The sequence below is a fragment of the Corynebacterium sp. CCUG 71335 genome (genome assembly GCF_024454075.1).
GTDB classification, from domain to species: domain Bacteria; phylum Actinomycetota; class Actinomycetes; order Mycobacteriales; family Mycobacteriaceae; genus Corynebacterium; species Corynebacterium genitalium.
Map to the genome: position 1 here is coordinate 1 of NZ_JAGPYY010000017.1, position 23,903 is coordinate 23,903.

The following is a 23,903-nucleotide window of genomic DNA, read 5'->3' on the forward strand; positions in this document are numbered from 1 at the left end:
TGCAGAGCTCTGCGTCGCTGCTCCTTGGTGTATGAGCGGTTCATGATGGAATCCTCCAAGATTCCGTCCGCATCCCCTTCTGCTACTTAACCCTCAAACGGCACGAAAATAAGCCATTATTTATGGATGTAACAACAAAAGCGCGTCAAGACATCGCCATAGACGATCAGCTGCCCCAAGCACGCACCCCACTACGATCGGCCCCATGCTCGACACGATCATCGGCCCGACAGGCGCCCGCGAAGAAATCCGCGCTGTCGCGGTCACCACGGTTTTCGGCTCGTTCACGGCTGGTGGCACCTCCGGGGAGCTGGGCAACGACACGGACTCACAGGTCCTGGCCGCCCTACGTGAGTGGGCGGATGTCATCCTGGTCGGCTCCGGCACGGTCAAAGCGGAGGATTACGGCCCGGCGGACACTCCGATAGCGGTGGTGTCGCGCTCACTCGACTTCGACACGTCTGCGAAACTGTTCGGCGGGGCTCCCCCGCTCATTCTCACGCCAGAGGCGTCGCTGACAGACGCCGCGCTCGCCGAGCGCCGCCAGGCGCTTACAAACGCGGGTTGCTCTTTGGTGTCTACGGGGCAAGGGGGTGCGGGCGAAATCGTCGATAAGCTGCGGGAGCTGGGGTACGGGCGAATCATTTGTGAAGGCGGTCCGTCGCTGTATGCGGACATGTTCGCGCATTCGCTTATAGACATCCTCCATCTCACCATCGACCCGCGTGCCAACGGCGAACCCGCCGGTTTGCAGGGCGATTTCACCGTGAATCTCGAGTTGGAGCAGGTGCAAACGGACGGGTCGTTCCTCTTCGCGCGCTATCGCCGCGTGTAGGTTGAGGGGGTGACTACCCGCCTGAGCCAGTTGACCCAGCTGTGGACCGCCCAGCCCCCTGAGCGTGCGCTGCGCTGGCAGCAGGTGGCAAACGGGGCACTGTGGCCGCTGGCAATCCTTCTGGTCATTCATCGCATTGTCGTGCTGGCGCTGCCGGGCACCGCGACGGATGATTTCACCACGGTCTGGTCCGCTGCACGCCGCTTCGTTGAGCGCGTGCCGGTCTACAGCGAGACCTACCACCACGTGGACCCGCACTACCTCTACAACCCTGGCGCAACGTTGCTGTTGTCGCCGCTGGGTGTGTTCCCGGACATGTCTGTTGTGCGGCCACTGTTCATCCTGTTCAACGCCGCGTGCATCATTGGGGCACTCGCTTGGCTCACGCGTCTGACCGGCCGCGGTCTGGCCCACCCTGTGTTCCCTGGGGCCATTGCCGCATGCTTTGCGACGGAAGCCGTCACCAACACCCTGATGTTCACCAACATCAACGGCGTTCTCTTGTTCGGTTTGACTGCCTTCCTGGCGCTGCTACTGCACGGGAGCAGGGGAAGCTCGTGGGCAGCCGGCATCGTCCTAGGCCTGTGCATCCTGGTCAAGCCGATGTTCGCCCCCTTGATTGTGCTGCCGCTGATGCGTCTCGAATGGCGAGCAGCCGCGTCCGCCGTGGCGGTGCCGGTTCTATTCAACCTTGTGGCGTGGCCGCTGACGCCAGGAGCACGCGATTACGTCGACATCGTCGTTCCCTACCTGGGCATCACGCGCGATTACGCGAACTCTTCGCTGGCCGGTGCCTCCGTGTACTTTGACATGCCGGGGTGGCTGCACGGGCTGCTGTTCGTGCTCATCGCCGCCGCCGTCGCTGTGGCCGTGCTGGGAGTTGCCCGCTACCGCTACTCCGACGAGTTCATGTGGGCGGCCACTTCCGCCGCCGTACTGATTACGGGGGTGTGCCTGCTGTCATCGCTGGGCCAGGCGTACTACTCCATGATGGTCTTCCCCGCTGTATTCACTGTTCTGGGCCGCCACAGCGTCTTCCACACTCCCGCGGCATGGGTGGGAATATTCCTGTGCCTCTCACCGCTGACGTGGGTGACCGATGGCACCTACTTGGCAGGCCGTTGGGCGAACACGTTCTTGCCCACCGCAGGATGGATGATCTTCATCGTCGCCGTCGCGGCCTGGGTAGTGTCAGAAGCACTGATTCGGAGGGAGCCGAAACATGACCATGGACAAGCCGACGAACTACCGCGACTGGACCGAGGAGCAGTGGCGCGAGAAGCTCAGCCCTGAGGAGTACTACGTTCTGCGCGAGGCCGGAACTGAACCTCCCGGGGTCGGTGAGTACACCGACACCACCACTGAGGGTGTGTACCGTTGCCGCGCCTGTGGAGCGGAGCTGTTCCGCTCCACCGAGAAGTTCTCCTCCCACTGCGGCTGGCCGTCCTTCTTCACCCCACTGGCCGGCGACGCAGTGATTGAGCGCGAAGACCGCTCGCATGGCATGGTGCGCACAGAGGTGCTCTGCGCCACCTGCAACTCGCACCTGGGCCATGTCTTCGCCGGTGAGGGCTACCCCACCCCCACCGATCTGCGGTACTGCATCAACTCGATTTCGTTGACGCTGGAGGAAGGCGCCGCGGACAAGCGTTAAGGCAGCGCTTCAATGATCTCCGCGACGTCGCTGACGCGGCGGCCGGAGAAGAACGGCAGCTCTTCACGCACGTGCAGGCGCGCTTCGGTGTAGCGCATCTTGTGCATCAAGTCCGAGATGCGTTCCAGCGAGGGTGCCTCAAACGCCAGCATCCACTCATAGTCGCCGAGCGAGAACGCCGACATCGTGTTGGCGCGCACATCTTTGTAGTCCGCGGCGGCCTGGCCGTGCTCGATGAGCAGATCGCGGCGTTTAGCCGGATCCATGATGTACCAGTCGTAGGAGCGGGTGAACGGGTAGACAGTGATCCAATCCTGCGGCTCCTCGCCCATGATGAATGCCGGCAGGTGGCCGCGGTTGAACTCGGCCGGGCGGTGCAGACCGACACCGATCCAGAACACCTCGAGGGCCTGGCCCAGCACCGTGGTGCGGCGGAAGGCGTTGTAGGCCTCCTGGATCTCATCGAAGTTCTCGGCGTGCCACCAGATCATCACATCAGCCTCAGCCCGGATGCCGGAAATGTCGTAGATCCCGCGGACGACAACTTTGCCTTCGTCCTCAAGGCCAGAGAAGAAACGCTGCGCTTCCGCGATGATCTCGCCGCGGTCCGCGCCGAGTGCACCCGGAATCACCCGGAAGGTCGCCCACTGAGCGTATCGCTGGGTGTTGTTGAGCTTTTCAATATCTAGTTCCGCCATAGCGAAGACCTCCTGAAACAATCAAACCAAAGTATTATCTTTCACCCTACCCCCTCGCAGCGGCGCGCCTCCACGGAATCAGCGACAGGCTGGATAGCTTGGAACCCGTGACACATTCGGACCACCCTAAGCTCTCCGCCGCAACATCATCCGAGAGCGCCGAAACCACCCAGATCCCAGCGGAATTCACGGAAGCTGTCGAATCGATGCACCGCGCCCAGCTGCGCCCCGAGATCAGCCTGGGCACCATCCGTCCCCCGCAGCGCCCGGCCCCGTTCAGCCACGCAGTGGGCCTGGAAGTTCAGGGCAACGACGATGACGGTCCGATCCCGACCGACGCCCAAGGTGATGCCTTCGGCCGTCTCATCCTGCTGTACTCGCCGTCCGGGGAGGAGCAATGGGAAGGCTCCATGCGCCTTGTCGCCTACATCCAGGCGGATATGGACGATGCCGTTGCGTCCGATCCGCTGCTTCCCGACGTCGCATGGCAGTGGCTCGGTGAATCCCTGACTGAGACACACGCCGGGTATACGGATCTGGGCGGCACGGTGACGTCCACGTCATCGGTGCGCTTCGGCGACATCGGGGGCCCTCCGCGCGCCTACCAGATCGAGATGCGCGCCTCGTGGACGGCTGACACCACCGATCTCTCCCACCATGTTGAGGCTTTCTCTAAGGTGCTCGCCCATGTCGCCGGTCTCCCGCCGGAGGGCGTGGCGGGGCTCGACCGAGGGTGACCGTCTAAGCTGTGGGGGATGCACTACGAACTCGTTGACACCCCCGACGGGTTCGCGCGCGCTGCGAAACAGCTCGCCGCAGGGCGCGGACCTTTCGCCGTGGATACGGAGCGAGCGTCTGCGTACCGCTACGACGACCGCGCCTTTCTCATCCAGATTCACCGCCGCGGCGCAGGAACGTTCCTCTTCCAACCAGAGGGCCTACGCGAAGAACTGACGTCCGCCCTCGCGCCTGCTGTGAACGGCGAAGACTGGATCATTCACGCCGCCCCTGAGGACCTGCCGAGTCTCGCTGAGCTCGGTCTGCATCCCGGAACACTCTTCGACACTGCTCTCGCTGGCCGCATCGCCGGCTTCGAGAAACCGAACCTCGCCGCCATGGTCGCCGAGTTCTGCGGAGTCGAGCTGGAGAAGGGCCATGGCCGCGAAGATTGGTCGCTTCCGACCCTTCCGCGGGAGTGGCTGGACTACGCCGCCCTCGACGTGATTTACCTGCCCGATCTGGCAGAGGCTCAGGCGGAGTTGCTGGGCGGGCTGGGCAAGCTGGACTATGCGGAGCAAGAATTCGCGCACATCGTGGACACGTTCGCGGAGTGGACTGCCCCCACGCTGACATGGGAAGGGCTCAAAGGCGTGAACAACCTTCCCTCTGCCCGCTCCCGTGCCATCGCTCGTGCAGTGTGGGAGCAGCGCAACGCCGATGCTTTACGACGCGACATCTCCCCCTCCCACATCCTGCCGTCCAAACTCATCATCGCGATAGCGAAAGAACAACCGCGCTCCCCCGCCGATCTCGCGGCCATGAAGGGCTTCCCTGCCCGCCGCACAGGCGCGAGCCACAAGTGGTTCCGGGTCCTGCGCGGGGTATATCAATCTGATCCCGCCACGTGGCCGGACAAACCGCGCAACAATGAGGGCACACCCGGGAAGTCTGCCTGGCAGCGCCACCACCCGGAGTCGTGGGACTACCTGCAAACGATGCGTTCCGCCATCGCAGAGGCCGCTGATGACATGGACCTGCCTGCCGAAGTGCTGCTAACCCCGGCAGTTCTCCGGGAAACCGCCTGGGCACTTTCCCAGGGCACGGTCTCATGGGACACACACGCTGTCGCCGGCCTTCTGGCCGAGCAGGGGGCACGTCCATGGCAAGCCGCAAACACAGCGGATCTGTTCGCCGCGAACAGGCCAAGCGAAGAAGTTTAGGCCAGCCCTTCAATCCACTCGCGGATGGATTCGCGGGCGGAATCGGCGTCGAGTCCAACCTCGGCAAGCAACTCGGAGCGCGACGCGTGCGGCGGGAAGATATCCGGGAAAGCCAGGCGTCGCAGCGGGGTGTCCACTTCGGCAGCGGACAGCGCCTCAGACAGTGCCGAGCCGATGCCTCCGCGAACAACACCGTCTTCGTACACGACCACCAGGTCCGCTTCGGCTGCCATGTCGATCAGCTCAGGGTTGATCGGAATGATCCACCGGGGGTCAACGACGGTGATGCGGGCACCGTCGTCATTCAGCTCGCGTGCAACCTGAACTGCGTTCTTGCTGAACTCACCGATTGCGACGAGAAGCACCTCGGGGATGTCCTCGTCGGCGTCTCCAGCGGGCTCGACGAGAATGTCGCTCCCACCGTCCGTGCGGCGAAGTTCCGTGACCGGGTCCCCCACGTCGCCCTTCGGGAAGCGGACGACGGTCGGGCCGGTCTCCACAGCGATGGCTTCTTGGAACTCTTCGCGCAAACGGTCAGCATCGCGCGGGGCGGCGACACGAATACCCGGAACAATGGAGGTCAAGGCCATGTCCCAGACACCGTTGTGGCTCGCGCCGTCGCTGCCGGTCACGCCTGCTCGGTCGAGCACGAACGTCACCGGCTGATTGATCAGGGCTACGTCCATGAGCAACTGGTCAAAAGCGCGGTTGAGGAACGTCGAGTAGACCGCCACCACCGGGTGCAACCCGCCGAGAGCCATGCCCGCCGCCGACGTCACAGCGTGTTGCTCAGCGATGCCCACATCGAAGAACCGCGAGGGGAACTTCTCCGCGAACGGTGTCAACCCCGTTGGGCCCGCCATCGCTGCGGTGAGTGCCACGATGTCTTCGCGCTCGTGCCCGGCGCGGAGCAGCTCCTCGGAGAACACCGATGTCCACCCCGGACGCGCTTCCCCCAGCGCCTCGCCAGTGACGGGGTCAATGACACCGGTGGAGTGCATCTGGTCGGCAATATCGTTGACCGCCGGGGCGAAACCGTGGCCCTTCTCAGTTGCAACGTGAATGATCAGCGGTCCGTCGTACTGGTGCGCATAGGTAAATGCGCTCAGCAGCGACGGAATGTCGTGTCCTTCGATCGGGCCGACGTATTTCAGACCCAAATCTTGGAACATCTGCGTCGGCACCACCTGGTGCTTGATGCCATCCTTCACCATCTTCATAGCGCCGAATGCGCGCTCGCCGACCCAGCCCATGGACTTCAAGGTGCGCTTTCCCTGCTCCATCACTTCGTCGTAACCAGGCTGAATCCGGATGGAGGCGATCTGGGAACGGAGATTGTCCAGGTTGCGGGCGAACCCGCCGATGGTCGGTGAGTAGGACCGGCCGTTGTCGTTCACCACGATGGTGACGTTGCGCTCCCCTTCAGCGATGTTATTCAGCGCTTCCCAGCACATTCCGCCGGTCAGAGCACCATCACCCACCACTGCGACAACATTGCTGTCGGCGTGGCCCTGAAGCACCTTCGCCTTTGACAACCCGTCCGCGTAGGACAACGCCGCGGAAGCGTGGGAGGACTCGGTCCAGTCATGATCGGACTCGCTGCGGCTGGTGTACCCGGACAATCCATCCTTTTTGCGCAGTGTGTCGAACTGCCCGGAACGCCCCGTGAGGATCTTGTGCACGTAGGACTGGTGGGACGTGTCGAAGATGATAGGGTCGCTCGGCGAGTCAAAGACGGCGTGCAGGGCGACCGTCAGCTCGACGACCCCCAAGTTCGGTCCGAGGTGGCCGCCGGTGGCGGAGACCTTCTGGATGAGAAACTCGCGGATTTCCCGCGCGAGACGTTCGAGCTCGTCCGCCGACATGCCCTTCAGTTCGGCCGGGGATGTGAGGTGCTCAAGCCTGCTCACTGCTCGTCGTAGCTCCTTGGTCGAGGTTGTCGGACGGTTGGAGAAAGCGTCTCGAATGGTTGAAGGACAATTCTACACTTTCCCCGCTCTAACCCGGCATCGGCTTTTCAGGCCGGAACGAGGCTGGTGAGGACTTCGAAGTGGTGGGTGGCGGGAAAAGCGTCGATAAGCGCCATGCGTTCGACGACGTATCCTGCCGCGCCCCATGTGGCCAGATCGCGCGTGAATGTCGCCGGATCGCACCCGACGTGGATGACGCGCTGCGGGCGGCGCGCAGCGATGCCGGCGACGACGTTTTCCCCGGCCCCTGTGCGCGGAGGATCGAGCACCACGAGCCCTGGGTCCGGCAGCTCATCCAGCGCCGCTTCCACTTTCTGGTTGCGCATGTCCACGTTGAACGCGCTCAGTGCGGGCTGCGGCGTGCGCGTCGCGGCGGGAGAGTAGTCGACGCTGACGATGCGCGGTGCCTGGTCCCCCTCCATGGCAGCGCTTATCGACGGCACAAACAACCCCACCCCGCCATACAAATCCCACCCTGTGCGCTCACCGTAGTCGTCCGCAGCCCAATCAAGGATATAGGCCGAATAGGCCGCAGGAGCAGCGAGATGTGCCTGCCAAAACGCTGTCGGGGGAAAGCTGAAATGGAATTCCTCCCCGGCGACCGGAACGATCTCGGTCGCGGCATCGCCACCCTCGATGCGCGTATCAATGTGCTCCACACGTTTACCGCGTTGCGCCCGCCGCGTTTCGACGACGTGACGCTGCCCTGCCCCGTCAACGACCACCACGAGCTCAGCACCGGGGGTGAATCTGGCATCACCGCCGACGATTCCATCGAGGGCCTCCGGGACCACCTGGGAGCACGGCTGCCCCGCAACGATCTCGCGGCTGCGTGCGCGGCGCATTCCAGCACGCCCCTGTTCATCGACACCAAGACGGACACGGGTGCGCCACCCAAGGGTCGGTTCGAGCGATTCTTCTTCGAGGTCGATCGCTGCGTCAAAGCCCTCGAGTACACCACTGGGCCGGGCGTGCTTTTCCAACTGCCCGACCAAGATCTCGCGCTTGAACCGCGTTTGCGCGGCGGGATCGATGTGGGAGTAGTCGCAGCACCCTGCGCCAGCTGCCGCTGCTGGGCAGGCGACCTCAGTCCGGTCAGGCGACGGTTCCACTACCTGGGTGAGCGCGGCACGAGCCCACCGCTTCTTCACAGTGGTCAGCTCGGCTTCCACCACATCACCGGGAAGTGCTCCTGCCACGAACACCACGCGACCGTCCGAGGCGTGCGCAATTGCCTCGCCCCCGTGCGCCATCGCGGTGGGTTCAAGCCTGACGCGATCGCCAGAAGTAAGCTCCATATTACTGCTGTTCGGGCTGGTCAGGCTGGCCGGTCTGCTCTCCCTGCCCCTGTTGGTTCTGTTGGTTCTGCTGGTTCTGCTGCCGCAGCTGTTGCTGCTGCATAGCTTGCTGGATTTGCAGAGCGAGCTGTGCGGGCAACTCGACCGGCAGGGAGTTGCCTGCCAGCACGGGCGTGTTGCCGCGATAGATGAAGGAGCGAGCGATGATTTCGCGGCCGAGATCCGCCAACCGGTCTTCCTTACCGTGCGGCGCTGCGAGGGTGACGCGGTACAGCCAGCGCGGGCCTTGCACACCGATGATGCGGATGATGCCGTTGTCGCCAGTGCCGACCACTTCGCGGCCCCATGGGCCCTCTTCATATTCGACCGGCATGCCTTCAGCGCGCATGCCCTCTGCGATCTCATCGGAGGACTCTTCCCACATGCCGCCGGAGTTCGGTGCGGCGAACGCCACCGGGGTGACACGGCCGAATTCGGTGATGACGTGGAGCATGCGCGGGCCCTGCTCACCCATCTCCACCTGGACCTGGGAGTTCTTCGGAAGCGCTAACTGGATCGAGCCGAGGTTGAGCAACCCTGCGGAGAAGTCGCTGAAGTCGAAGTCGTTGATGTCAACGTTGTCACCATCAAAGGGGCCGGTCTTCCCGTTCACGGCGTCGTGCTCACGCTGGACAACGGCAGCCTCTTCGGCCTCTTTGACCTGCTCGGGATCAGGCGTGGTCTGGACGATTGTGCTGCCCTTGTCTTTCACCGGGTTCATGTATTGCACGTCGTGAAAGTCCCCGCTAGATGCACGGGGCCGCGTGGGGGTGGCGGGGGCCTCCGCGGGACGAGAAACAAACGGGTCTTCCCATTCCCGCCTGCGGTAATTGCCATATTCAGCGGAGTCGCTGTTCTTTTTCTTGCCGAAGGGCCACAGTGCCATGATTGTCTCTTTCGCTCGTTCCTTAAGTGCTAAGTTGCTGCTAATTCACGCCGGTGGAGCCGTATCCGCCCGAACCGCGGACAGTCTCATCGAGGTCGTCGACTTCGATGAAGTCCGGCAGTTCCACTCGTTGCACCACCAGTTGGGCGATGCGCATCCCGCGGGTGACCTCAAAGGGAGTGTCTTTGTCCGTGTTGAGCAGGCACACCTTGAGTTCCCCCCGGTAATCCGCATCGATCGTGCCGGGAGTGTTCACGATGGTCAGGCCGTGCTTGGCCGCCAGGCCCGAACGCGGGTGGATCAGACCCACAGTGCCAAGCGGCAACGCGATAGCGACACCGGTACTCACCAACGCGCGCTCACCGGGGCCGATCGCGACATCGTGGGCGGAATACAGGTCCACACCGGCATCGCCGCGGTGGGCGCGTTGCGGAATGGGTAGGTCCGGATCGAGCCGCTTGAGGGGGATCGGTCCGATCGATTTCGTCTCTTTGGTCACGTCCCCACACTACGTGAGGTTGACGGGGCACGTATCTCCGCCATTCGCCAAACCATTTAAGGAATCATGGGGCACTTGCCTACCATGGACGGTGTGACTGAAAGCGCGAACACCCCGTCAACACCGCCTACTACCCCTTCCGCGGCGCCAGAAGTGCTGTACTCCGAACGCCAGTGGGTGCCGTTGTGGTGGTGGATCGCGGGGACTGCATTCGCGGCGCTGTTGGGTGCTCAAATGGGTGTCAACCGCGGGATGTGGTGGTTCGTCGCGACGTTCATTGTCATCGGCGCCCTGACCGCATGGTTCCTTATTCACTTGTCGTCGACTGTGGTGCGCGTGGAGCGCGACGGTGACGGAACGCGCTGGCTCGTCGTGGGTGACGCGAACTTGCCGTCGTCAGTGGTGTCGCGCTCTCTGGCTGTCCCCCGTTCGGCGAAGCAGAACGCGCTTGGCCGGCAGCTCGATCCCGCGGCGTATCTCGTCCACCGCGCATGGGTGAAAGAAATGGCCTTGTTCGTTCTCGACGACCCGGAGGACCCCACCCCTTACTGGCTCGTGTCCTCTAAGAATCCGGAGGAACTGCTTCGGGCCTACGTTCCGGAGCAGGCTGACACGGCCGCCGAGCCCCTCCACCGCACTGGCCAGTAGGCCAACGCGGGACGTCGGTTACTCGCAGTCGAGGCAAATCTTCGAACCGTCTGGCTCAACGTGGCCCAGGCGGTTGTGCTTCTGCACTAAGAAGCAGGATGCGCAGGTGAACTCGTTCTCCTGTTTCGGCACGACAGAGACATTGAGTTCTTCGCCGGACAGGTCGACGGTCGGCGGATCGAATGCGTCAACAACTTCCCCATCGTCGTCCATGCTGCTGCCGGCGACCTCTTCGGCCTTGAGACCTTCAAGGGAATCCGTCTCGATCTCATCATCGAGGCGGCGGCGAGGGGCGTCGTAATCGGTGGCCACGAGGTCTCCTTCTGAGCCTGAGAATGCTTTCAAAATGCTTACTGTCAGCGTGATATTAAAACAAGAATTTCTTTATGTCATGTTTGCCCCGCGCACAGACGTTTCGGCGTGTCGCACCTCGACTTCCCCTTTCTAAATCAGACCTGGTCAGAGAATGGTTTCAGGGGCTGATCTGCCCCCGCTTCCGCAAGGAGGGCGCGGAAGTTATTCCAAATCCCCGGAGCGGATGCCATTGTCACCGCCCCGTCATGGCCGCTGGCACCCAGGCCAGGATGCTCAACCTGTGCGCCAGCCTCGGTGGCAATCACGGCTCCGGCGGCGTAGTCCCACGGGTGGGTGGCGTGCTCGTAGTAGGCATCCACTACGCCGTCTGCAAGCATGCACAAGTCTAAAGCAGCACTGCCGGCGCGGCGGATGTCGCGCACACGCGGCAATACCGCGCGCAGAATGTCCGCTTGCTGGGCGCGCCACTGTGGCGTGTAGGAGAAACCGGTGGCCACAAGCGCGAGAGGCACATCGCTTATCGACGACACACCCAACCGCCGCCATTCCTCTTCCCCTCCCCCACGCGTGAAGGCCCCGCGACCTCTACCTGCCTGATAGGCGCGGCCAGTAGCAACATTGACTACCGCTCCAGCAAGCAGTTCCTCCCCGCGCGCGGCTGCGATCGACACCGCATACTGCGGGACCCCATAGAGAAAGTTCACCGTGCCATCAATCGGGTCGACGATCCACCGCACTCCGGAACGAGACGGAACGTCGGCGCCTTCTTCCCCCAGAATGCCGTCGTCTGGTCGACGCTCGAGAAGAGTGGACATGATCAACTGCTCCGACTCTTTATCTACGACAGTGACCGGGTCCACTGCCGAGGATTTTGTCTCCGCCGCGGTCAATGCGCCTTCACCGATCAGTTCGGCCCGCCTATCGCGGACGTGACCTGCGGCCAGCAAGCAGGTGGAAAGGGCGACGTCGAGAAGCTCGTCGACAAGCAAATCTGCGGTACTCATGCTTGCCATCGTGCCTCAAAGTAGCCAGCGTCCGCGCGGGGTGCGGAAGTGCGTAGAATCGGCGGGTATGGATCACACCTCGGGCAACTACTGCTGCGGCATCGACATCGGAGGCTCTGGCGTTAAAGGCGCGATCGTCGACATGGACACCGGCGAGTTCGCCACCGACCGCATCAAGATCGCCACTCCCCAACCCGCGACCCCAGAGGCTGTGGCAGAAACCGTTGCTGAGATTGTCCGCCAGCTCGAATGGGACGGACCCGTGGGCATCTGCCTACCCTCCGTGGTCAAGGAGCAGGTAGCAATGACCGCCGCGAACATCGATGACGCGTGGATCGGCACCGACGTTCATGAGCTGTTCAGCGAGCATGTGCCTGGCCGCGACATCGCGGTGCTGAATGACGCTGACGCAGCCGGCCTGGCCGAAGTCGCGTTCGGTGACGAGATCTGTCGCACCGGGGCTGTGATGTTCTTGACCTTCGGCACCGGAATCGGCTCGGCGCTGCTCATGGACGGCGATCTGTTCCCCAATACGGAACTTGGCCACATGTTTGTGGGCAAGAAGGAGGCAGAGCACCAGGCGTCTTCGGCTGTCCGCGACCGCGAAGAACTGAGTTACTCACAGTGGGCGAAGCGCGTCGACAAAGTCCTGACTGAGTACGCGCGGCTGTTCAATCCCATTGCCTTCGTCGTCGGTGGCGGCATCTCGCGCAAGGCAGATAAGTGGGTGCCGCTGCTTACCGTGGACACGCCCGTTATCCCGGCCAAACTGCGCAATCGCGCGGGAATCGTCGGTGCCGCGATGGCTGTGTGGAAGCACGTCGCGCCCTAAAACCCCCGCATTCGCGAAAATAATTCGCTGGAGGGGGTGGCGGGAACCGGGGAGCCGTGCCTATGCTGTAGGGTTACCGCAAAGGCCGCGTAGGAGCGGTCTACGTCATGGTGGGAGGAATAGCCTTCCGCTTTCCGCGGTTAACGTCATCGGAAATCAACCGGCTCACCCCGCTACCGACTTGATTATGCAGGTTTGCGTATCGTGGTGGGACACCAACGTAGTCAAGCGATGAGTGCACGAAAGGTCGTACGTGGCAGCTAGCACCCCATCCACCAATAACAGCCCTGATGCCGCTGTCGAGGAAGACGCGGGTCAGGCGTCTCAGCCTGCGCGGAAAAAGGCCGTGAAGAAGACGGCTAAGAAGGCCGCCAAGAAGACTGCGGCTAAGAAGACCACCAAGAAGGCTGCGAAGAAGACCACGAAGAAAGCCGCCAAGAAGACGGTGAAGAAGACGGCCGCGAAGAAGACCGTGCGCAAGTCCGCACAGGCAGCCACTGCGGCCGACGCAGCTGAGAACGAGGACGAGTCCGCTGACGCCGACGACACCGATGACGTAGACGATGTCGACGACGTGGACGGTCTCGGCGACGACGACATGCTCGACGGCGACCTGGATGAGGATCTGGCCGACGAGGACATGGACGGCGACGACTTCGATCCGGAGCTCGAAGAAGACGAGGAGCTCGACAGCGAAGCTGTCGTCGATGCTGCCACTGCCACCGACGAGGAGGATGGCGAGGAGGACTCTGACGAGTTCGTGCCGGAACTCGGTGAAGAGGGTGAGGCCGCAGCCTCGGCTCCGGCAAGCGACGATGACGACGAAGATGATGCTGCTCCCCCGTCAGTGTGGGACATCGAAGAGTCTGCTGCTCTGCGCCAAGCACGCAAAGACGCTCAGCTCACCGCCTCTGCGGACTCGGTGCGTGCTTACCTCAAGCAGATCGGTAAAGTCGCGCTGCTTGACGCTGAGCAGGAAGTCTCTCTGGCCAAGCGCATCGAGGCCGGTCTCTACGCCCAGCACCGCCTGGATGAGATGCAGCGTGCCGCCGACGAAGGCGACAAGGACGCGAAACTCACCCCGGCTGTGAAGCGTGATCTGCGCGCCGTCGCCCGCGACGGCCGCAAGGCGAAGAACCACTTGCTTGAGGCGAACCTGCGTCTCGTGGTGTCCCTGGCAAAGCGCTACACCGGCCGTGGCATGGCTTTCTTGGACTTGATTCAGGAAGGCAACTTGGGCCTGATTCGTGCCGTGGAGAAGTTCGACTACTCCAAGGGGTACAAGTTCTCCACTTACGCCACATGGTGGATCCGTCAGGCGATCACCCGCGCGATGGCAGACCAGGCCCGCACCATCCGTATCCCGGTGCACATGGTCGAGGTGATCAACAAGCTCGGCCGCATCCAGCGTGAGCTGCTGCAGGACCTCGGTCGCGAGCCGACTCCGCAGGAGCTGGCGAAGGAAATGGACATCACTGAGGAGAAGGTCCTTGAGATCCAGCAGTACGCGCGCGAGCCGATCTCCCTGGACCAGACCATCGGTGATGAGGGCGACAGCCAACTCGGCGACTTCATCGAAGACTCTGAGGCTGTGGTGGCCGTCGACGCTGTGTCCTTCACGCTTCTACAGGACCAGCTCCAGGACGTGCTGCACACGCTGTCCGAGCGTGAGGCGGGCGTTGTGCGCCTGCGCTTCGGATTGACCGACGGCATGCCGCGCACCCTCGACGAGATCGGACAAGTCTACGGCGTCACGCGCGAGCGCATTCGGCAAATCGAATCGAAGACGATGTCGAAGCTGCGCCACCCGTCGCGTTCGCAGGTGCTGCGCGACTACTTGGACTAAAGCAGCGAGCCCCCTCGCCACCACCTAGCCAGACAGCCCGGCTCAACCGGGAGTGTCTGGCTAGGTGTTTTCTTTATACGCCCGGTCGCGGTCCGCTGTGCGCTCGAGCACACTCTCGCTGCTGCTTTCCGGCCCTTTATTACTGCCAGTGCCAGAGTCCACCTCCTGCTCCAGCTCATAAATGGCAAGTGCCATGAATGCGAGAAAAGCAATGGCCATGAGGGTGCTGATGATGCTCGCTATCAGGCCGGTGATAGCCATTCCCATACCGTTGGAGCCGGGGAAGCGACGGCTGTTGGTGATCCCCATAATGCCGCAAATGATGCCGCAAATGCCGAGCAGCAGGGCGAACGGCCCAGCGATGAACACCATCGCGAACGAACAAAGGCCGACCACCAAAGCGGCGACGGCTGTTTGGTTCTTCTCTGCAGGTACCGGCGCGTAGGCGTGGGGCACGAACCCGGTCCCGTACGCGTTCGGCCCGTGCGGGTTGTAGCGCCCCCACTGGTCGACAGGACCAACTTCAAATGGTTGACCGTAGCCGTCTAGCTGTCCCCGTTGCTCGTGGCTGTAGCCGCCGTATGGTTCATTCATCGGGTCCCTGGGGCTGCGGGGATACTGCGGGCCGTAAGGATTGGGATGCACCATAATGCCCGCCAGCCTAGCAGCGTTTACCAGTCACGCAGATAGTCGATACGCGCCCGAAGTTGCTCCGCAGAGCACAGCGCCGTCGGCGGGCCGCCGCAGGCGTTGCGAACCTCCGTGTGGATTGCCCCATGGGGCCGACCTGTACGCGACGCAACAATTGCCACGCGGGCGTTGAGCTCCTGGCGCAGTGCCGGGATGTCTTCGGAAGCCACGCCAGTGCCGGTCCCCGCGGAGGGCGCATCGCTTATCGACGCACCCATCTTGTCCCTCCGCACCTTCTCCTGTTCGACTTTGGCCTTTTCGGCCTTCGCCTCGGCTTCCCGTGCATCGAGCTGGTCAGACTGGCGTTTGCTCAGCAGCAGCTTCACTTGGTCGGCGTCGAGGAGTCCCGGCAAGCCCAGAAAGTCTTGCTCTTCATCGGAGCCGGTGAGGGTCGGCGTTCCGTAGGTCGAACCGTCGAAGATGAGCGAATCGAGCTCTGCGGACGCACCGATGGACTGATACGCCGCTGCTTCATCAGGCTCGGTTTCCTTCCGGTTCGCCTGCTCGAGCAGTTCATCGGACCAGCCGGATTCACGGTGGGCTTTGCCGAGCACATGGTCACGGGAGACCTCCATCTCCTCGGCCAGGCGCAGCAGCACGGGAACAGACGGCAAGAAGATCGATGCTGACTCCCCTGGCATTCGCGAGCGGACAAAACGGCCGATTGCCTGGGCAAAGAACAGTGGCGTGGAGGCAGAGGTGGCGTACACGCCGACCGCGAGACGCGGCACGTCCACGCCCTCAGAGACCATGCGCACCGCCACCATCCATTCGTCCTGGGAGGCAGAGAATTCTTCGATGCGCTTGGAGGAACCGGGCTCGTCAGAAAGCACCACGGTGACAGGCGTGTTTGAGATCGTGCGCAGGATCTTGGCGTAGGCGCGTGCGGTCGTGGTGTCGGTAGCGATGACCAGTCCGCCGGCATCCGGCATGTTGGCGCGGATCTTGGTTAGGCGGGTGTGGGCTGCTTGCAGAACAGCCGCGATCCAGTCGCCCTTCGGATCCAATGCGGTCTTCCAGGCGCGGGTCGTCTGCGCGGCGTCGAGGGGCTCGCCCAAGCGCGCCGAGTACTCCTCCCCTGCTGAATCGCGCCACTGGGCCTCACCGGAATACGCGAGGAAGACCACGGGGCGGACAACGCCGTCGCGAAGCGCCTCAGCGTAGCCGTAGGTGTAATCCGCGCGGGAGACCAGATGCCCCTCACCGTCATCGTCGTAGGTGACAAAGGGGATCGCGGAATCGTCGGAGCGGAACGGCGTACCGGTCAGCGCGAGACGGTGTTCGACGTCGTTGTACGCCTCGCGGACGCCGTCACCCCAGCTCTTCGCGTCGCCGGCGTGGTGGATCTCATCAAGGATGACCATGGTCCTGCGTGCTGATGCCACGGCGTGGTGCTTGAACGGGTGCATGCCCACTTGCGCGTAGGTGACCACCACACCGTCATAGGCGGGATTGACCGCAGACGAGTTGGTGAAGGCGTGATCCAGCGACAGCCCGAAGCGCGCTGCCGCCTGCGCCCACTGGATCTTCAGGTGCTCCGTGGGCACGACGACAATGATGCGCTCGACGGTCTTATCTGCGTGCAGCGTTGACGCTAGGGTCAGCGCGAAGGTGGTCTTTCCTGCACCGGGGGTAGCCACGGCCATGAAGTCCTTCGGCTTGCGCTGGAGGAAAAGATCGAGGGCCTCCTGCTGCCATTGGCGGAGCGAAGGCCCTTTCGTTGTGCCTGGAACTGACGTCACCGCCGACGCAGCCCCTTGTAGATCCTCTCGCAATCCGGGCACACGGGTGAGCCGGGCTTCGCTTGCTTGCGCACAGGGAACGTCTCGCCGCACAGGGCAACCACCATGTCACCGCTGACAGCGGAGTGCACGATCTGGTCTTTTTTGACGTAGTGGAAGAACTTCGGGGTGTCGTTGTCCTGCGACGTGTCTTCCCGGACGTCGGGGCGTTCGATCGTCTTCGTGGTGGTCTGGCTCATGTGCGTCACGCTCCCCATCATGCCTCAAGGTGCCTACCGGAATGCAATGTGCTCTACCCTAGAAGATCATGAGCACAGCGAGCAGTTTCGGTGACCACGAGACCGTGGACCAGGCCGAAGATGCGCGCGATTCACGGCCGAGCAGGAAGTTCTCCCGCAAGCGGGCTGAACTGATCACCTCCGCCCAGCGCTCCCCCGCCCAGAACCGCAAAGAGCGCGAGATCAAGTACTTGATTTTGCAGGGCATGCGCATCCCGTTCGTGCTGTTATCTATTGCCGCTGTGCTGTGGTGGGAGAACTGGTGGCTGGCGTTGATCTTCTTCTGCATCTCCATCCCGTTGCCGTGGATCTCCGTTGTCATTGCCAACGACAGCAATGAGGTCCGGGACAAACGCACCGCCAACGTGTACAAGCCGGCCGCCGCCCGGCAGGCCGCGCTGGCCTACCAGCAGCAAGCCCAGCTGCAGTCTGCGCCTCGCCCAGACGCGGCGGGGCCGGGCACAATCGACCACGAAGAGTAAATGAGCAGGAGGAAGAGGATGAATCCGGCTGACATCGCACGAGAGTTGACCCGCGAGTTGGAGCGGGCTGGCTTCACCGCCGACACCATCGCTGCCCACCTGGGCCCGGATGCGACGGAAGCCCTCCACCGCGGTGAGCCCGGCGCGGTGCTAACAGCGTGCGACGATTCTGTCCTCTCCGGGCTCATTCGCTTCTTCCTCCTGCGCCAGCCCATGAGCGCCGAAGAGCTGGCTAGGTTCCTCCCGGCGCGGCTCGTGCTTTCGCTTATCGACGCTTCTGTGGCCACCCGCACCCCCTCCGGCGACATCGAAGTCGCCCTGGATGTCCGTCCGCACATCATCGCTGGCGCAGACCGATTCATTTTCTCCGACATGGACGCATCGGTCACAGAGCACGTCCCTGGGCCAGACCACGTGCTCGGTGTGGGCGCGGCGAGCCTATCGCTGCTCTCCGCGACACCGCTGACACCGGTAGGGACTGTCCTGGATCTGGGCACCGGTTCAGGCGTGCAGGCGCTGGCGCAGGCGGGCACGGCACAACACGTCACCGCGACCGACGTTCATCCAAGAGCGCTCGACCTCGCCGCTGCCACCATGGCTGGCGCCGGAATCACAAACGTTGAGCTGCGGGAAGGACTGTGGTTCGACCCGGTGGCAGGGCAACGCTTCGACCGTATCATCGCCAATCCCCCGTTCGTGGTTGGTCCGCCGGAGGTCGGCCACGTTTACCGTGATTCGGGGTTGGATCTGGACGGGGCGACGGAGCTCGTCGTCAAGCAAGCTCCTGAGCATCTCGCCGCGGACGGGACCGCGTACATTCTCGGGACCTGGGTCCACACGGATGACCAGCCGTGGGAGCACCGCGTTGCAGCGTGGCTGCCTCCCAATGGAGTTTCTGCCTGGGTATGCCAGCGGGATGCCGTTGACCCGGCACTGTATGTGTCCACGTGGCTCAAGGACGAGTCGATCGATCCACGCTCGAAGGAAGGTGTGGAGCGCACGCGCCGTTGGCTGGACCACTTCCGTCAAGCCGGAGTGCGTGCCGTGGGCTTTGGCTGGATTTTCCTTCGCGACATCGGAGATGCCCCGACCGAAGCCACATTTGAAACGCTCGACCAACCGTTCACCGATCCTCTTGGCCCGGAGGTCGAAGAGTACTTCATACGCATGGACTGGCTGCGCACCGCAACCACCGATGACATCCTGGACTCCCGCTTCACCGTGCGGCCCGGTGTCGCGCTCGAAGATGTCGCTGTGGCTGACTCCGAAACAGGCATGGGCTTTGAAACGCAGGTGAAGCGCCTCACGCGTACCGACGGCCCGCGTTTCACCCACGAGATCGACGACGCTGTCGCGGCCATCGTCTCCGGCCTCAACCCAAACGGGCTTCCGCTGCGCGACATCGTCTCTATCTTCGCCGCGTCGCAAGGGCTTGATGACACCGACGAAGAGACCCTGACCAAGCAAGCCGCCAGTGTGGTGGTGGACCTGATCCGCCACGGCCTAGTGCTCCCCCAGGAGGTGGTTCTGCCGTGAAAGCAGTATTGACTCGAGTGACCCGAGCATCTGTGACGGTTGACGGAGAGGTGGTCGGCGCGATCGACTGTCCCGACACAGGCGGAGTCCTGGCGCTCGTGGGTGTCGGCCGGGAGGATGCCGACGATGCTTGGGAAACCATGGCACGCAAGATTGCCGAACTGCGCCTGCTCGACGGCGAAGTGTCGGTCGAAGAAGCCGGAGCGCCGGTGCTTCTGGTCAGCCAGTTCACCCTCATGGGCAGGACCAAGAAAGGCCGCCGCCCATCGTGGTCCGATGCAGCCCCCGGGGATGAAGCAGAACCAATCATCGCAGCGATCGCTCAGGCGCTGCGCGAGCGTGGAATTCACGTCGAAGAAGGCCGCTTCGGAGCGATGATGGAGGTCAGCTCGGTCAACTCCGGCCCCTTTACGCTATTGGTTGAATGTTAGGCAGAAACTGCTAGAGTTCCATGCACGGCAACCGTGCATCCGCTCCCGTAAAGCAACGCCTCTGAACTGCACAAACTCTTCAGTCCGCGCTGACGTTTCACAGCGGGAACAATGTCGCTTTGTCCGGCGTTAGTAGGTTAGATTCGCGAGATTTGAAGGAGCACCATCTCATGACTCAACCCGATGTGGATCATGTCGATGAAAAAGAAGAGGTCGACCGCGGAAGCCGCCGGAACCAGACGAACGATAATCCGTCTGCTGACCTTGTCCGTGTGTATCTGAACGGCATCGGCAAGACCGCACTCCTCAACGCTGAGGAAGAGGTTGAACTGGCCCAGCAGATCGAGGTCGGTCTGTACGCGCAGCACCTGCTCGACGATCCTGACACCGAGTTGACCCGCGCGAAGTCGCGCGACCTGAAGATCTTGGCTAAGCAGGGCCGCAAAGCCCGCGCTCACCTGCTGGAGGCGAACCTGCGTTTGGTTGTCTCTCTAGCCAAGCGCTACACCGGACGCGGCATGCCGCTGCTGGATCTCATCCAGGAGGGCAACCTGGGCCTGATTCGCGCGATGGAGAAGTTCGACTACTCCAAGGGCTTCAAGTTCTCCACCTACGCCACCTGGTGGATCCGCCAAGCGATCACCCGCGGCATGGCTGACCAGTCGCGCACCATCCGTCTCCCAGTCCACCTTGTGGAGCAGGTGAACAAGCTCTCCCGCATCCGTCGCGAGATGTACCAGTCTCTTGGCCGCGAGCCTTCCAACGAGGAGTTGGCGGAAGAGTCTGGCATTGATGAGTCCAAGATCGAGATGCTGTTGCGCCAGTCCCGCGACCCGGTGAGCTTGGACATGCCGGTCGGCGCTGACGAGGAAGCACCGTTGGGCGACTTCATTGAAGATGCTGAGGCCGCGGACGCTGAAGATGCTGTTGTTTCCGTGCTGCGCCACGACGACATTCACGACATCATTAACGGTCTTGAGCAACGTGAGCAGGACGTTATTCGTTTGCGCTACGGCCTGGATGACGGTGTGCCGCGCACCCTCGACCAAATCGGCCGCAAGTTCGGCCTTTCGCGTGAGCGTGTGCGCCAGATTGAGCGCGAAGTAATGAGCAAGCTGCGCGTCGGCGAGCGCGCAGATCGCCTCCGCGATTACGCCCAGTAGTTCGAGTCCCGGCCATGGGCGCGTGAGTGCGCTACCATGGTCCCGAGTTTTGGGCATGTATCGGGCCACGCAGGCTGGGCCGACTGAGTTGGTCAAGTAGGTAAGGAATGCAGTTTTGAGAGACCTCGTCGACACCACCGAGATGTACCTGCGCACGGTGTATGAGCTGGAGGAAGAAGGCATTACTCCGCTGCGTGCGCGCATTGCGGAACGCCTCGACCAGTCCGGCCCGACCGTGTCCCAAACCGTCGCCCGTATGGAGCGCGACGGCCTCATTGTCGTCGAGCACGATCGTTCTCTCAGCCTGACCAAGCGCGGCCGCGAGTTGGCCACCTCGGTCATGCGCAAGCACCGCTTGGCGGAGCGTCTGCTGACGGACGTGCTCGACTTGGATATCAGCCAAGTCCATGCTGAAGCCTGCCGTTGGGAGCACGTGATGAGTGAAGAGGTGGAACGCCGCCTCATCCACGTGCTCGACGATCCAACCCGCTCCCCCTTCGGAAACCCGATTCCGGCGTTGGACGAATTGGGATACTCCGACGCTGTCGGAGAGACTCTGGGCACCCGTGCCACCGAACTGGATCTCAGTGAACCGGTCACGGCTGAAGTCGTGCAGATCAATGAGATTCTGCAGCTCGACTCGGAGCAGTACTCTTCGATCTGCCGCTATGGTGTCGATCGCGGGTCAGTGGTCACTCTGGAGAAAAAGAGCAACGGCATCATCACGGTGATCACCAGTAACGATGGCCACGTGGATCTCGCCCCCGACTTGGCTCACGCGCTGCGCGTGAAGCCGCTGGAAGGTTAATCAATGGCTCGTCTCGTAGTCACCGGCGGCGCTGGATACGTCGGCAGCGTCTGTTCGAAGGTGCTTGTAGAAGCTGGCCATGATGTGACCATTATCGACGATTTCTCCACGGGTAACCGCGACGCAGTCGTCCCGGAGGCCACCTTGGTGGAAGGCACCATCACCGATGTGATCGACGATGTGCTGGGCGACCGCAGCGGCGGCCCCGTCGATGGTGTGCTCCACTTCGCGGCACGGTCCCTGGTGGGTGAATCTGTGGAAAAGCCGGATGAGTACTGGCGCGACAATTTTGTCACCTCTCTGGCGCTGCTCAACGCGATGCGCGACCACAATGTGAACTCGCTGGTATTCTCCTCCACCGCCGCGACCTACGGCGAACCGGAGCACGTGCCGATCACCGAGGACATGCCCACGGCACCGACAAACCCGTACGGCGCGTCGAAGCTAGCCATCGACTACGCAATGAGTTCCTACGCTGCGGCGTTCGGGCTCGGTGCGACCAGCCTGCGCTACTTCAATGTCGCTGGAGCCTACGCGGGCTACGGTGAACGCCACGCCACGGAGACTCACTTGATTCCGTTGGTGCTGCAGGTGGCTCAAGGAAAGCGCGAGAAGATTCTCATTTTCGGTGACGATTGGCCTACTGCGGACGGCACGTGCGTGCGCGACTACATCCACATCCGCGATTTGGCGGACGCGCACATGCTCGCCTTGGAGGCGAACACACCGGGCACCCACAAGATCTTCAACCTCGGTTCTGGCGACGGCTACTCCGTGAAAGAGGTCATTGAGACTTGCCGCAGCGTGACCGGGCACGACATCCCCGCCGAAGTAGCTCCGCGTCGCGCAGGCGACCCAGCCACCCTGATCGCCTCCTCGCAGCGCGCGAAAGACGAACTCGGTTGGAACCCCACCCGCACACAACTGGACCGCATTGTCACCGACGCGTGGGAATTCACCCAGGCAAGGGGTTAAGCGCTTTTCCTCATTGGCGGATCCGCTGGGCCGAGCAGCTTCTCGCAGGCGAGCTCGCACCCTTCGAGGATGGTAGTGACCAGCTTCTTCTGCTCCCCCAGCGCCAACACTTCCAGGCAAATCGCGGACATGGAGTGCTCGGGCATTTCCTCTTGAGCGCAATGCAGTGCCGCTGATGCCCACGACGACACACCGCGGGAGATGGCCACGAGCGCCCAGATGCTCAATGCATTTGCTCGGATGACGCCCCGGAAGGACCGCGCGACGGCGAGGAGCGCACTGGCGGATTCCTGTGGGTGGCGGACCGCCTCCCCGATGACGCAATCGCGCAGCGTGGGGCGCGCGAGAACGGTAGCGAGTGCAAGAAGACTGTTCTGATCCGGAACAGCTTCGGCGACGCTGAGCGGCTCGTCGGCCCCGATGATGGGCTGCGCTGGGGCATTGATCAAAGCCGTGCACGCCTGATGCACAACACTCGCTGGGCGGGAGCTGCTGCCCCGGGCAAGTTCCACCTGGAGTTGAGCAGAACGCGCAAGCGCCTGCTGGGTCAGCGAGGTGATGCGGTGCTCTTCCGCGCCGGACAGGACGACAGGCTCGAAGTAGGAAAAAGTGTCGTTGCGATCTAAGGCGGGCAGTGTGCCGTTGGCACGCATTGCTTCCATCGCAGGCGATGCCATGACAGAGCCCACGACCCCATGCTCCCAGGCCAGCTCGGACCAGAACATGCCCAACTCGGCAGGCTCGGGCCCGAAAACCATAGAGTACGGGGTGCCGTGGGCGATTTCGGAGACGTGCCACAACACGTCGATAAGCGGCTCGCCGTTGGTGCGCTCCAACTTCTCCAATTCTTCGACGGCGTTAAGCGCCACACCGGACCCCGGCACGCGCGTGACCAAAATGCCCAGGAACGCAATGCACGTGTCCACGGGCGCGCTGCCCAGATAGGCAGTCAGTTCGCGCACGCGGCCAAGGTCTGCGCGCAGAACGGGGCCGAGATACACACTGTCGGTGTCCTCGCTGGCGATGAGCCCGATGACGACGACTGATTCGTGCGGGTAGTAGCCCAGGGTGCCGGGCACCGTCGCAATGATGGTTGAAGGGTTGTCTACTGTCGCTTGATGGTGGTGATCTGAAGAATGCGTCATGCCCTTGTTAGTCTTCCCAAACCCCCAATACGGTTCCCTGCCCGTCGCGCACTGCAGTGCGCAACCGTGTGAGGCTGGCTGCGGCCTGACAGTTTCTGCAATTCACTGACAATCGCCGACGCAGTCCACACCCGAGAGGCAATCGGATCTAGAGTGGGAATTTAACTGAACCGACATTGTTGTGATTAT

At 62.7% G+C, this 23,903-nt stretch carries 25 protein-coding genes; 14 read left to right on the forward strand and 11 right to left on the reverse strand.

Translation table 11 applies throughout. From position 1 onward, the window contains the following. The first annotated feature begins 205 nt into the window (after positions 1 to 205). Genes KBX19_RS10655 through msrB form a run of 3 tightly spaced genes read left to right on the forward strand, consistent with a single transcriptional unit; the run spans position 206 to position 2,489 of the window. Positions 206 to 835, forward strand: a complete 630-nt coding sequence (locus KBX19_RS10655) for a dihydrofolate reductase family protein (protein ID WP_255998930.1) — start codon at positions 206 to 208, stop codon at positions 833 to 835. A 9-nt stretch (positions 836 to 844) separates the two neighbouring features. Further along, positions 845 to 2,128, forward strand: coding sequence for a glycosyltransferase family 87 protein (locus tag KBX19_RS10660; protein WP_255998932.1), 1,284 nt, complete (start codon positions 845 to 847; stop codon positions 2,126 to 2,128). Next, positions 2,064 to 2,489 carry a peptide-methionine (R)-S-oxide reductase MsrB gene (msrB, locus tag KBX19_RS10665; protein WP_005289884.1) on the forward strand — a complete coding sequence of 142 codons (426 nt, stop codon included), beginning with the start codon at positions 2,064 to 2,066 and terminating at the stop codon, positions 2,487 to 2,489. The genes KBX19_RS10660 and msrB overlap by 65 nt, the downstream gene beginning before the upstream one ends. On the opposite strand, the gene hemQ is transcribed toward msrB, so the two are convergent. Then, the gene (gene hemQ, locus KBX19_RS10670; RefSeq protein WP_255998936.1) at positions 2,486 to 3,187 is read right to left on the reverse strand and encodes a hydrogen peroxide-dependent heme synthase; all 702 of its coding nucleotides are present in this window, start codon (positions 3,185 to 3,187) and stop codon (positions 2,486 to 2,488) included. The genes msrB and hemQ overlap by 4 nt on opposite strands. Before the next feature lie 107 nt (positions 3,188 to 3,294). Here hemQ and KBX19_RS10675 point away from each other — a divergent pair, with 107 nt between their 5' ends. Then, complete coding sequence (locus tag KBX19_RS10675; RefSeq protein ID WP_255998939.1) at positions 3,295 to 3,924, forward strand: DUF3000 domain-containing protein; 630 nt, start codon at positions 3,295 to 3,297, stop codon at positions 3,922 to 3,924. A gap of 18 nt (positions 3,925 to 3,942) precedes the next feature. Beyond that, positions 3,943 to 5,127: an HRDC domain-containing protein gene (locus tag KBX19_RS10680; protein ID WP_255998940.1), complete on the forward strand. Its 1,185-nt coding sequence runs from the start codon at positions 3,943 to 3,945 to the stop codon at positions 5,125 to 5,127. Here KBX19_RS10680 and dxs read toward each other — a convergent pair. The 4 genes from dxs to dut all read right to left on the reverse strand — a co-directional run bounded on the left by dxs (position 5,124) and on the right by dut (position 9,819). Further along, positions 5,124 to 7,037, reverse strand: coding sequence for a 1-deoxy-D-xylulose-5-phosphate synthase (dxs, locus tag KBX19_RS10685; RefSeq protein ID WP_005289877.1), 1,914 nt, complete (start codon positions 7,035 to 7,037; stop codon positions 5,124 to 5,126). The genes KBX19_RS10680 and dxs overlap by 4 nt on opposite strands. A gap of 107 nt (positions 7,038 to 7,144) precedes the next feature. Then, positions 7,145 to 8,395, reverse strand: coding sequence for a class I SAM-dependent RNA methyltransferase (locus KBX19_RS10690; protein WP_005289876.1), 1,251 nt, complete (start codon positions 8,393 to 8,395; stop codon positions 7,145 to 7,147). 1 nt (position 8,396) lies between these two features. After that, positions 8,397 to 9,320: a DUF3710 domain-containing protein gene (locus KBX19_RS10695; RefSeq protein WP_005289874.1), complete on the reverse strand. Its 924-nt coding sequence runs from the start codon at positions 9,318 to 9,320 to the stop codon at positions 8,397 to 8,399. 40 nt (positions 9,321 to 9,360) lie between these two features. Then, positions 9,361 to 9,819 (reverse strand): dUTP diphosphatase, encoded by a 459-nt coding sequence (gene dut, locus KBX19_RS10700; protein ID WP_005289872.1) that lies wholly within the window; start codon positions 9,817 to 9,819, stop codon positions 9,361 to 9,363. 84 nt (positions 9,820 to 9,903) lie between these two features. On the opposite strand from dut, the gene KBX19_RS10705 reads away from it, so the two are divergent. Beyond that, positions 9,904 to 10,467 (forward strand): DUF3093 domain-containing protein, encoded by a 564-nt coding sequence (locus KBX19_RS10705; RefSeq protein WP_005289870.1) that lies wholly within the window; start codon positions 9,904 to 9,906, stop codon positions 10,465 to 10,467. Between the two features lie 18 nt (positions 10,468 to 10,485). On the opposite strand, the gene KBX19_RS10710 is transcribed toward KBX19_RS10705, so the two are convergent. Then, positions 10,486 to 10,779, reverse strand: a complete 294-nt coding sequence (locus tag KBX19_RS10710; protein WP_005289868.1) for a DUF4193 domain-containing protein — start codon at positions 10,777 to 10,779, stop codon at positions 10,486 to 10,488. 137 nt (positions 10,780 to 10,916) lie between these two features. Beyond that, complete coding sequence (locus KBX19_RS10715) at positions 10,917 to 11,786, reverse strand: inositol monophosphatase family protein (RefSeq protein WP_005289866.1); 870 nt, start codon at positions 11,784 to 11,786, stop codon at positions 10,917 to 10,919. A 67-nt stretch (positions 11,787 to 11,853) separates the two neighbouring features. On the opposite strand from KBX19_RS10715, the gene ppgK reads away from it, so the two are divergent. Together ppgK and KBX19_RS10725 are read left to right on the forward strand one after the other, a co-directional pair. Continuing rightward, on the forward strand, positions 11,854 to 12,618 hold the full coding sequence (ppgK, locus tag KBX19_RS10720) for a polyphosphate--glucose phosphotransferase (RefSeq protein WP_040423659.1): 765 nt from the start codon (positions 11,854 to 11,856) through the stop codon (positions 12,616 to 12,618). A 253-nt stretch (positions 12,619 to 12,871) separates the two neighbouring features. Next, positions 12,872 to 14,464, forward strand: a complete 1,593-nt coding sequence (locus tag KBX19_RS10725) for an RNA polymerase sigma factor (protein ID WP_040423657.1) — start codon at positions 12,872 to 12,874, stop codon at positions 14,462 to 14,464. Between the two features lie 60 nt (positions 14,465 to 14,524). On the opposite strand, the gene KBX19_RS10730 is transcribed toward KBX19_RS10725, so the two are convergent. The 3 genes from KBX19_RS10730 to KBX19_RS10740 form a co-directional block, all read right to left on the reverse strand. Then, entirely contained in the window at positions 14,525 to 15,058 is a 534-nt protein-coding gene (locus tag KBX19_RS10730; protein ID WP_255998948.1) for a DUF4190 domain-containing protein, read from the reverse strand. A 77-nt stretch (positions 15,059 to 15,135) separates the two neighbouring features. Beyond that, the gene (locus tag KBX19_RS10735; RefSeq protein WP_255998949.1) at positions 15,136 to 16,896 is read right to left on the reverse strand and encodes a DEAD/DEAH box helicase; all 1,761 of its coding nucleotides are present in this window, start codon (positions 16,894 to 16,896) and stop codon (positions 15,136 to 15,138) included. Next, entirely contained in the window at positions 16,893 to 17,153 is a 261-nt protein-coding gene (locus KBX19_RS10740) for a DUF3039 domain-containing protein (protein ID WP_370687024.1), read from the reverse strand. Before KBX19_RS10740 ends, KBX19_RS10735 begins: the two co-directional genes overlap by 4 nt. Positions 17,154 to 17,203: 50 nt before the next feature. Between KBX19_RS10740 and KBX19_RS10745 the strand changes: the two genes are divergently transcribed. From KBX19_RS10745 to galE, 6 genes are all read left to right on the forward strand, one after another. Continuing rightward, complete coding sequence (locus KBX19_RS10745) at positions 17,204 to 17,656, forward strand: DUF3099 domain-containing protein (protein ID WP_005289855.1); 453 nt, start codon at positions 17,204 to 17,206, stop codon at positions 17,654 to 17,656. A gap of 18 nt (positions 17,657 to 17,674) precedes the next feature. After that, positions 17,675 to 19,192: a class I SAM-dependent methyltransferase gene (locus tag KBX19_RS10750; protein ID WP_255998952.1), complete on the forward strand. Its 1,518-nt coding sequence runs from the start codon at positions 17,675 to 17,677 to the stop codon at positions 19,190 to 19,192. Next, complete coding sequence (gene dtd / locus KBX19_RS10755) at positions 19,189 to 19,623, forward strand: D-aminoacyl-tRNA deacylase (RefSeq protein WP_255995050.1); 435 nt, start codon at positions 19,189 to 19,191, stop codon at positions 19,621 to 19,623. Before KBX19_RS10750 ends, dtd begins: the two co-directional genes overlap by 4 nt. Positions 19,624 to 19,793: 170 nt before the next feature. Continuing rightward, positions 19,794 to 20,786 (forward strand): sigma-70 family RNA polymerase sigma factor, encoded by a 993-nt coding sequence (locus KBX19_RS10760; protein WP_005289850.1) that lies wholly within the window; start codon positions 19,794 to 19,796, stop codon positions 20,784 to 20,786. A 115-nt stretch (positions 20,787 to 20,901) separates the two neighbouring features. After that, the gene (locus KBX19_RS10765; protein WP_005289848.1) at positions 20,902 to 21,594 is read left to right on the forward strand and encodes a metal-dependent transcriptional regulator; all 693 of its coding nucleotides are present in this window, start codon (positions 20,902 to 20,904) and stop codon (positions 21,592 to 21,594) included. A gap of 3 nt (positions 21,595 to 21,597) precedes the next feature. Continuing rightward, positions 21,598 to 22,569: a UDP-glucose 4-epimerase GalE gene (galE, locus tag KBX19_RS10770; RefSeq protein WP_005289843.1), complete on the forward strand. Its 972-nt coding sequence runs from the start codon at positions 21,598 to 21,600 to the stop codon at positions 22,567 to 22,569. On the opposite strand, the gene KBX19_RS10775 is transcribed toward galE, so the two are convergent. Then, entirely contained in the window at positions 22,566 to 23,714 is a 1,149-nt protein-coding gene (locus tag KBX19_RS10775) for a DUF4192 domain-containing protein (RefSeq protein ID WP_255998953.1), read from the reverse strand. The genes galE and KBX19_RS10775 overlap by 4 nt on opposite strands. Positions 23,715 to 23,903 lie beyond the last annotated feature (189 nt).

What these genes read in the sequence shown, in the direction of transcription:
- KBX19_RS10655 (WP_255998930.1), top strand. Translation starts at nt 206, where the DNA reads ATGCTCGACACGATCATCGGCCCGACAGGCGCCCGCGAAGAAATCCGC.
- msrB (WP_005289884.1), top strand. Translation starts at nt 2,064, where the DNA reads ATGGACAAGCCGACGAACTACCGCGACTGGACCGAGGAGCAGTGGCGC.
- hemQ (WP_255998936.1), bottom strand. Translation starts at nt 3,187, where the DNA reads ATGGCGGAACTAGATATTGAAAAGCTCAACAACACCCAGCGATACGCT.
- KBX19_RS10680 (WP_255998940.1), top strand. Translation starts at nt 3,943, where the DNA reads ATGCACTACGAACTCGTTGACACCCCCGACGGGTTCGCGCGCGCTGCG.
- KBX19_RS10690 (WP_005289876.1), bottom strand. Translation starts at nt 8,395, where the DNA reads ATGGAGCTTACTTCTGGCGATCGCGTCAGGCTTGAACCCACCGCGATG.
- KBX19_RS10695 (WP_005289874.1), bottom strand. Translation starts at nt 9,320, where the DNA reads ATGGCACTGTGGCCCTTCGGCAAGAAAAAGAACAGCGACTCCGCTGAA.
- KBX19_RS10705 (WP_005289870.1), top strand. Translation starts at nt 9,904, where the DNA reads ATGGACGGTGTGACTGAAAGCGCGAACACCCCGTCAACACCGCCTACT.
- KBX19_RS10715 (WP_005289866.1), bottom strand. Translation starts at nt 11,786, where the DNA reads ATGAGTACCGCAGATTTGCTTGTCGACGAGCTTCTCGACGTCGCCCTT.
- ppgK (WP_040423659.1), top strand. Translation starts at nt 11,854, where the DNA reads ATGGATCACACCTCGGGCAACTACTGCTGCGGCATCGACATCGGAGGC.
- KBX19_RS10730 (WP_255998948.1), bottom strand. Translation starts at nt 15,058, where the DNA reads ATGAATGAACCATACGGCGGCTACAGCCACGAGCAACGGGGACAGCTA.
- KBX19_RS10740 (WP_370687024.1), bottom strand. Translation starts at nt 17,153, where the DNA reads ATGGGGAGCGTGACGCACATGAGCCAGACCACCACGAAGACGATCGAA.
- KBX19_RS10745 (WP_005289855.1), top strand. Translation starts at nt 17,204, where the DNA reads ATGAGCACAGCGAGCAGTTTCGGTGACCACGAGACCGTGGACCAGGCC.
- KBX19_RS10750 (WP_255998952.1), top strand. Translation starts at nt 17,675, where the DNA reads ATGAATCCGGCTGACATCGCACGAGAGTTGACCCGCGAGTTGGAGCGG.
- KBX19_RS10760 (WP_005289850.1), top strand. Translation starts at nt 19,794, where the DNA reads ATGACTCAACCCGATGTGGATCATGTCGATGAAAAAGAAGAGGTCGAC.
- galE (WP_005289843.1), top strand. Translation starts at nt 21,598, where the DNA reads ATGGCTCGTCTCGTAGTCACCGGCGGCGCTGGATACGTCGGCAGCGTC.
- KBX19_RS10775 (WP_255998953.1), bottom strand. Translation starts at nt 23,714, where the DNA reads ATGACGCATTCTTCAGATCACCACCATCAAGCGACAGTAGACAACCCT.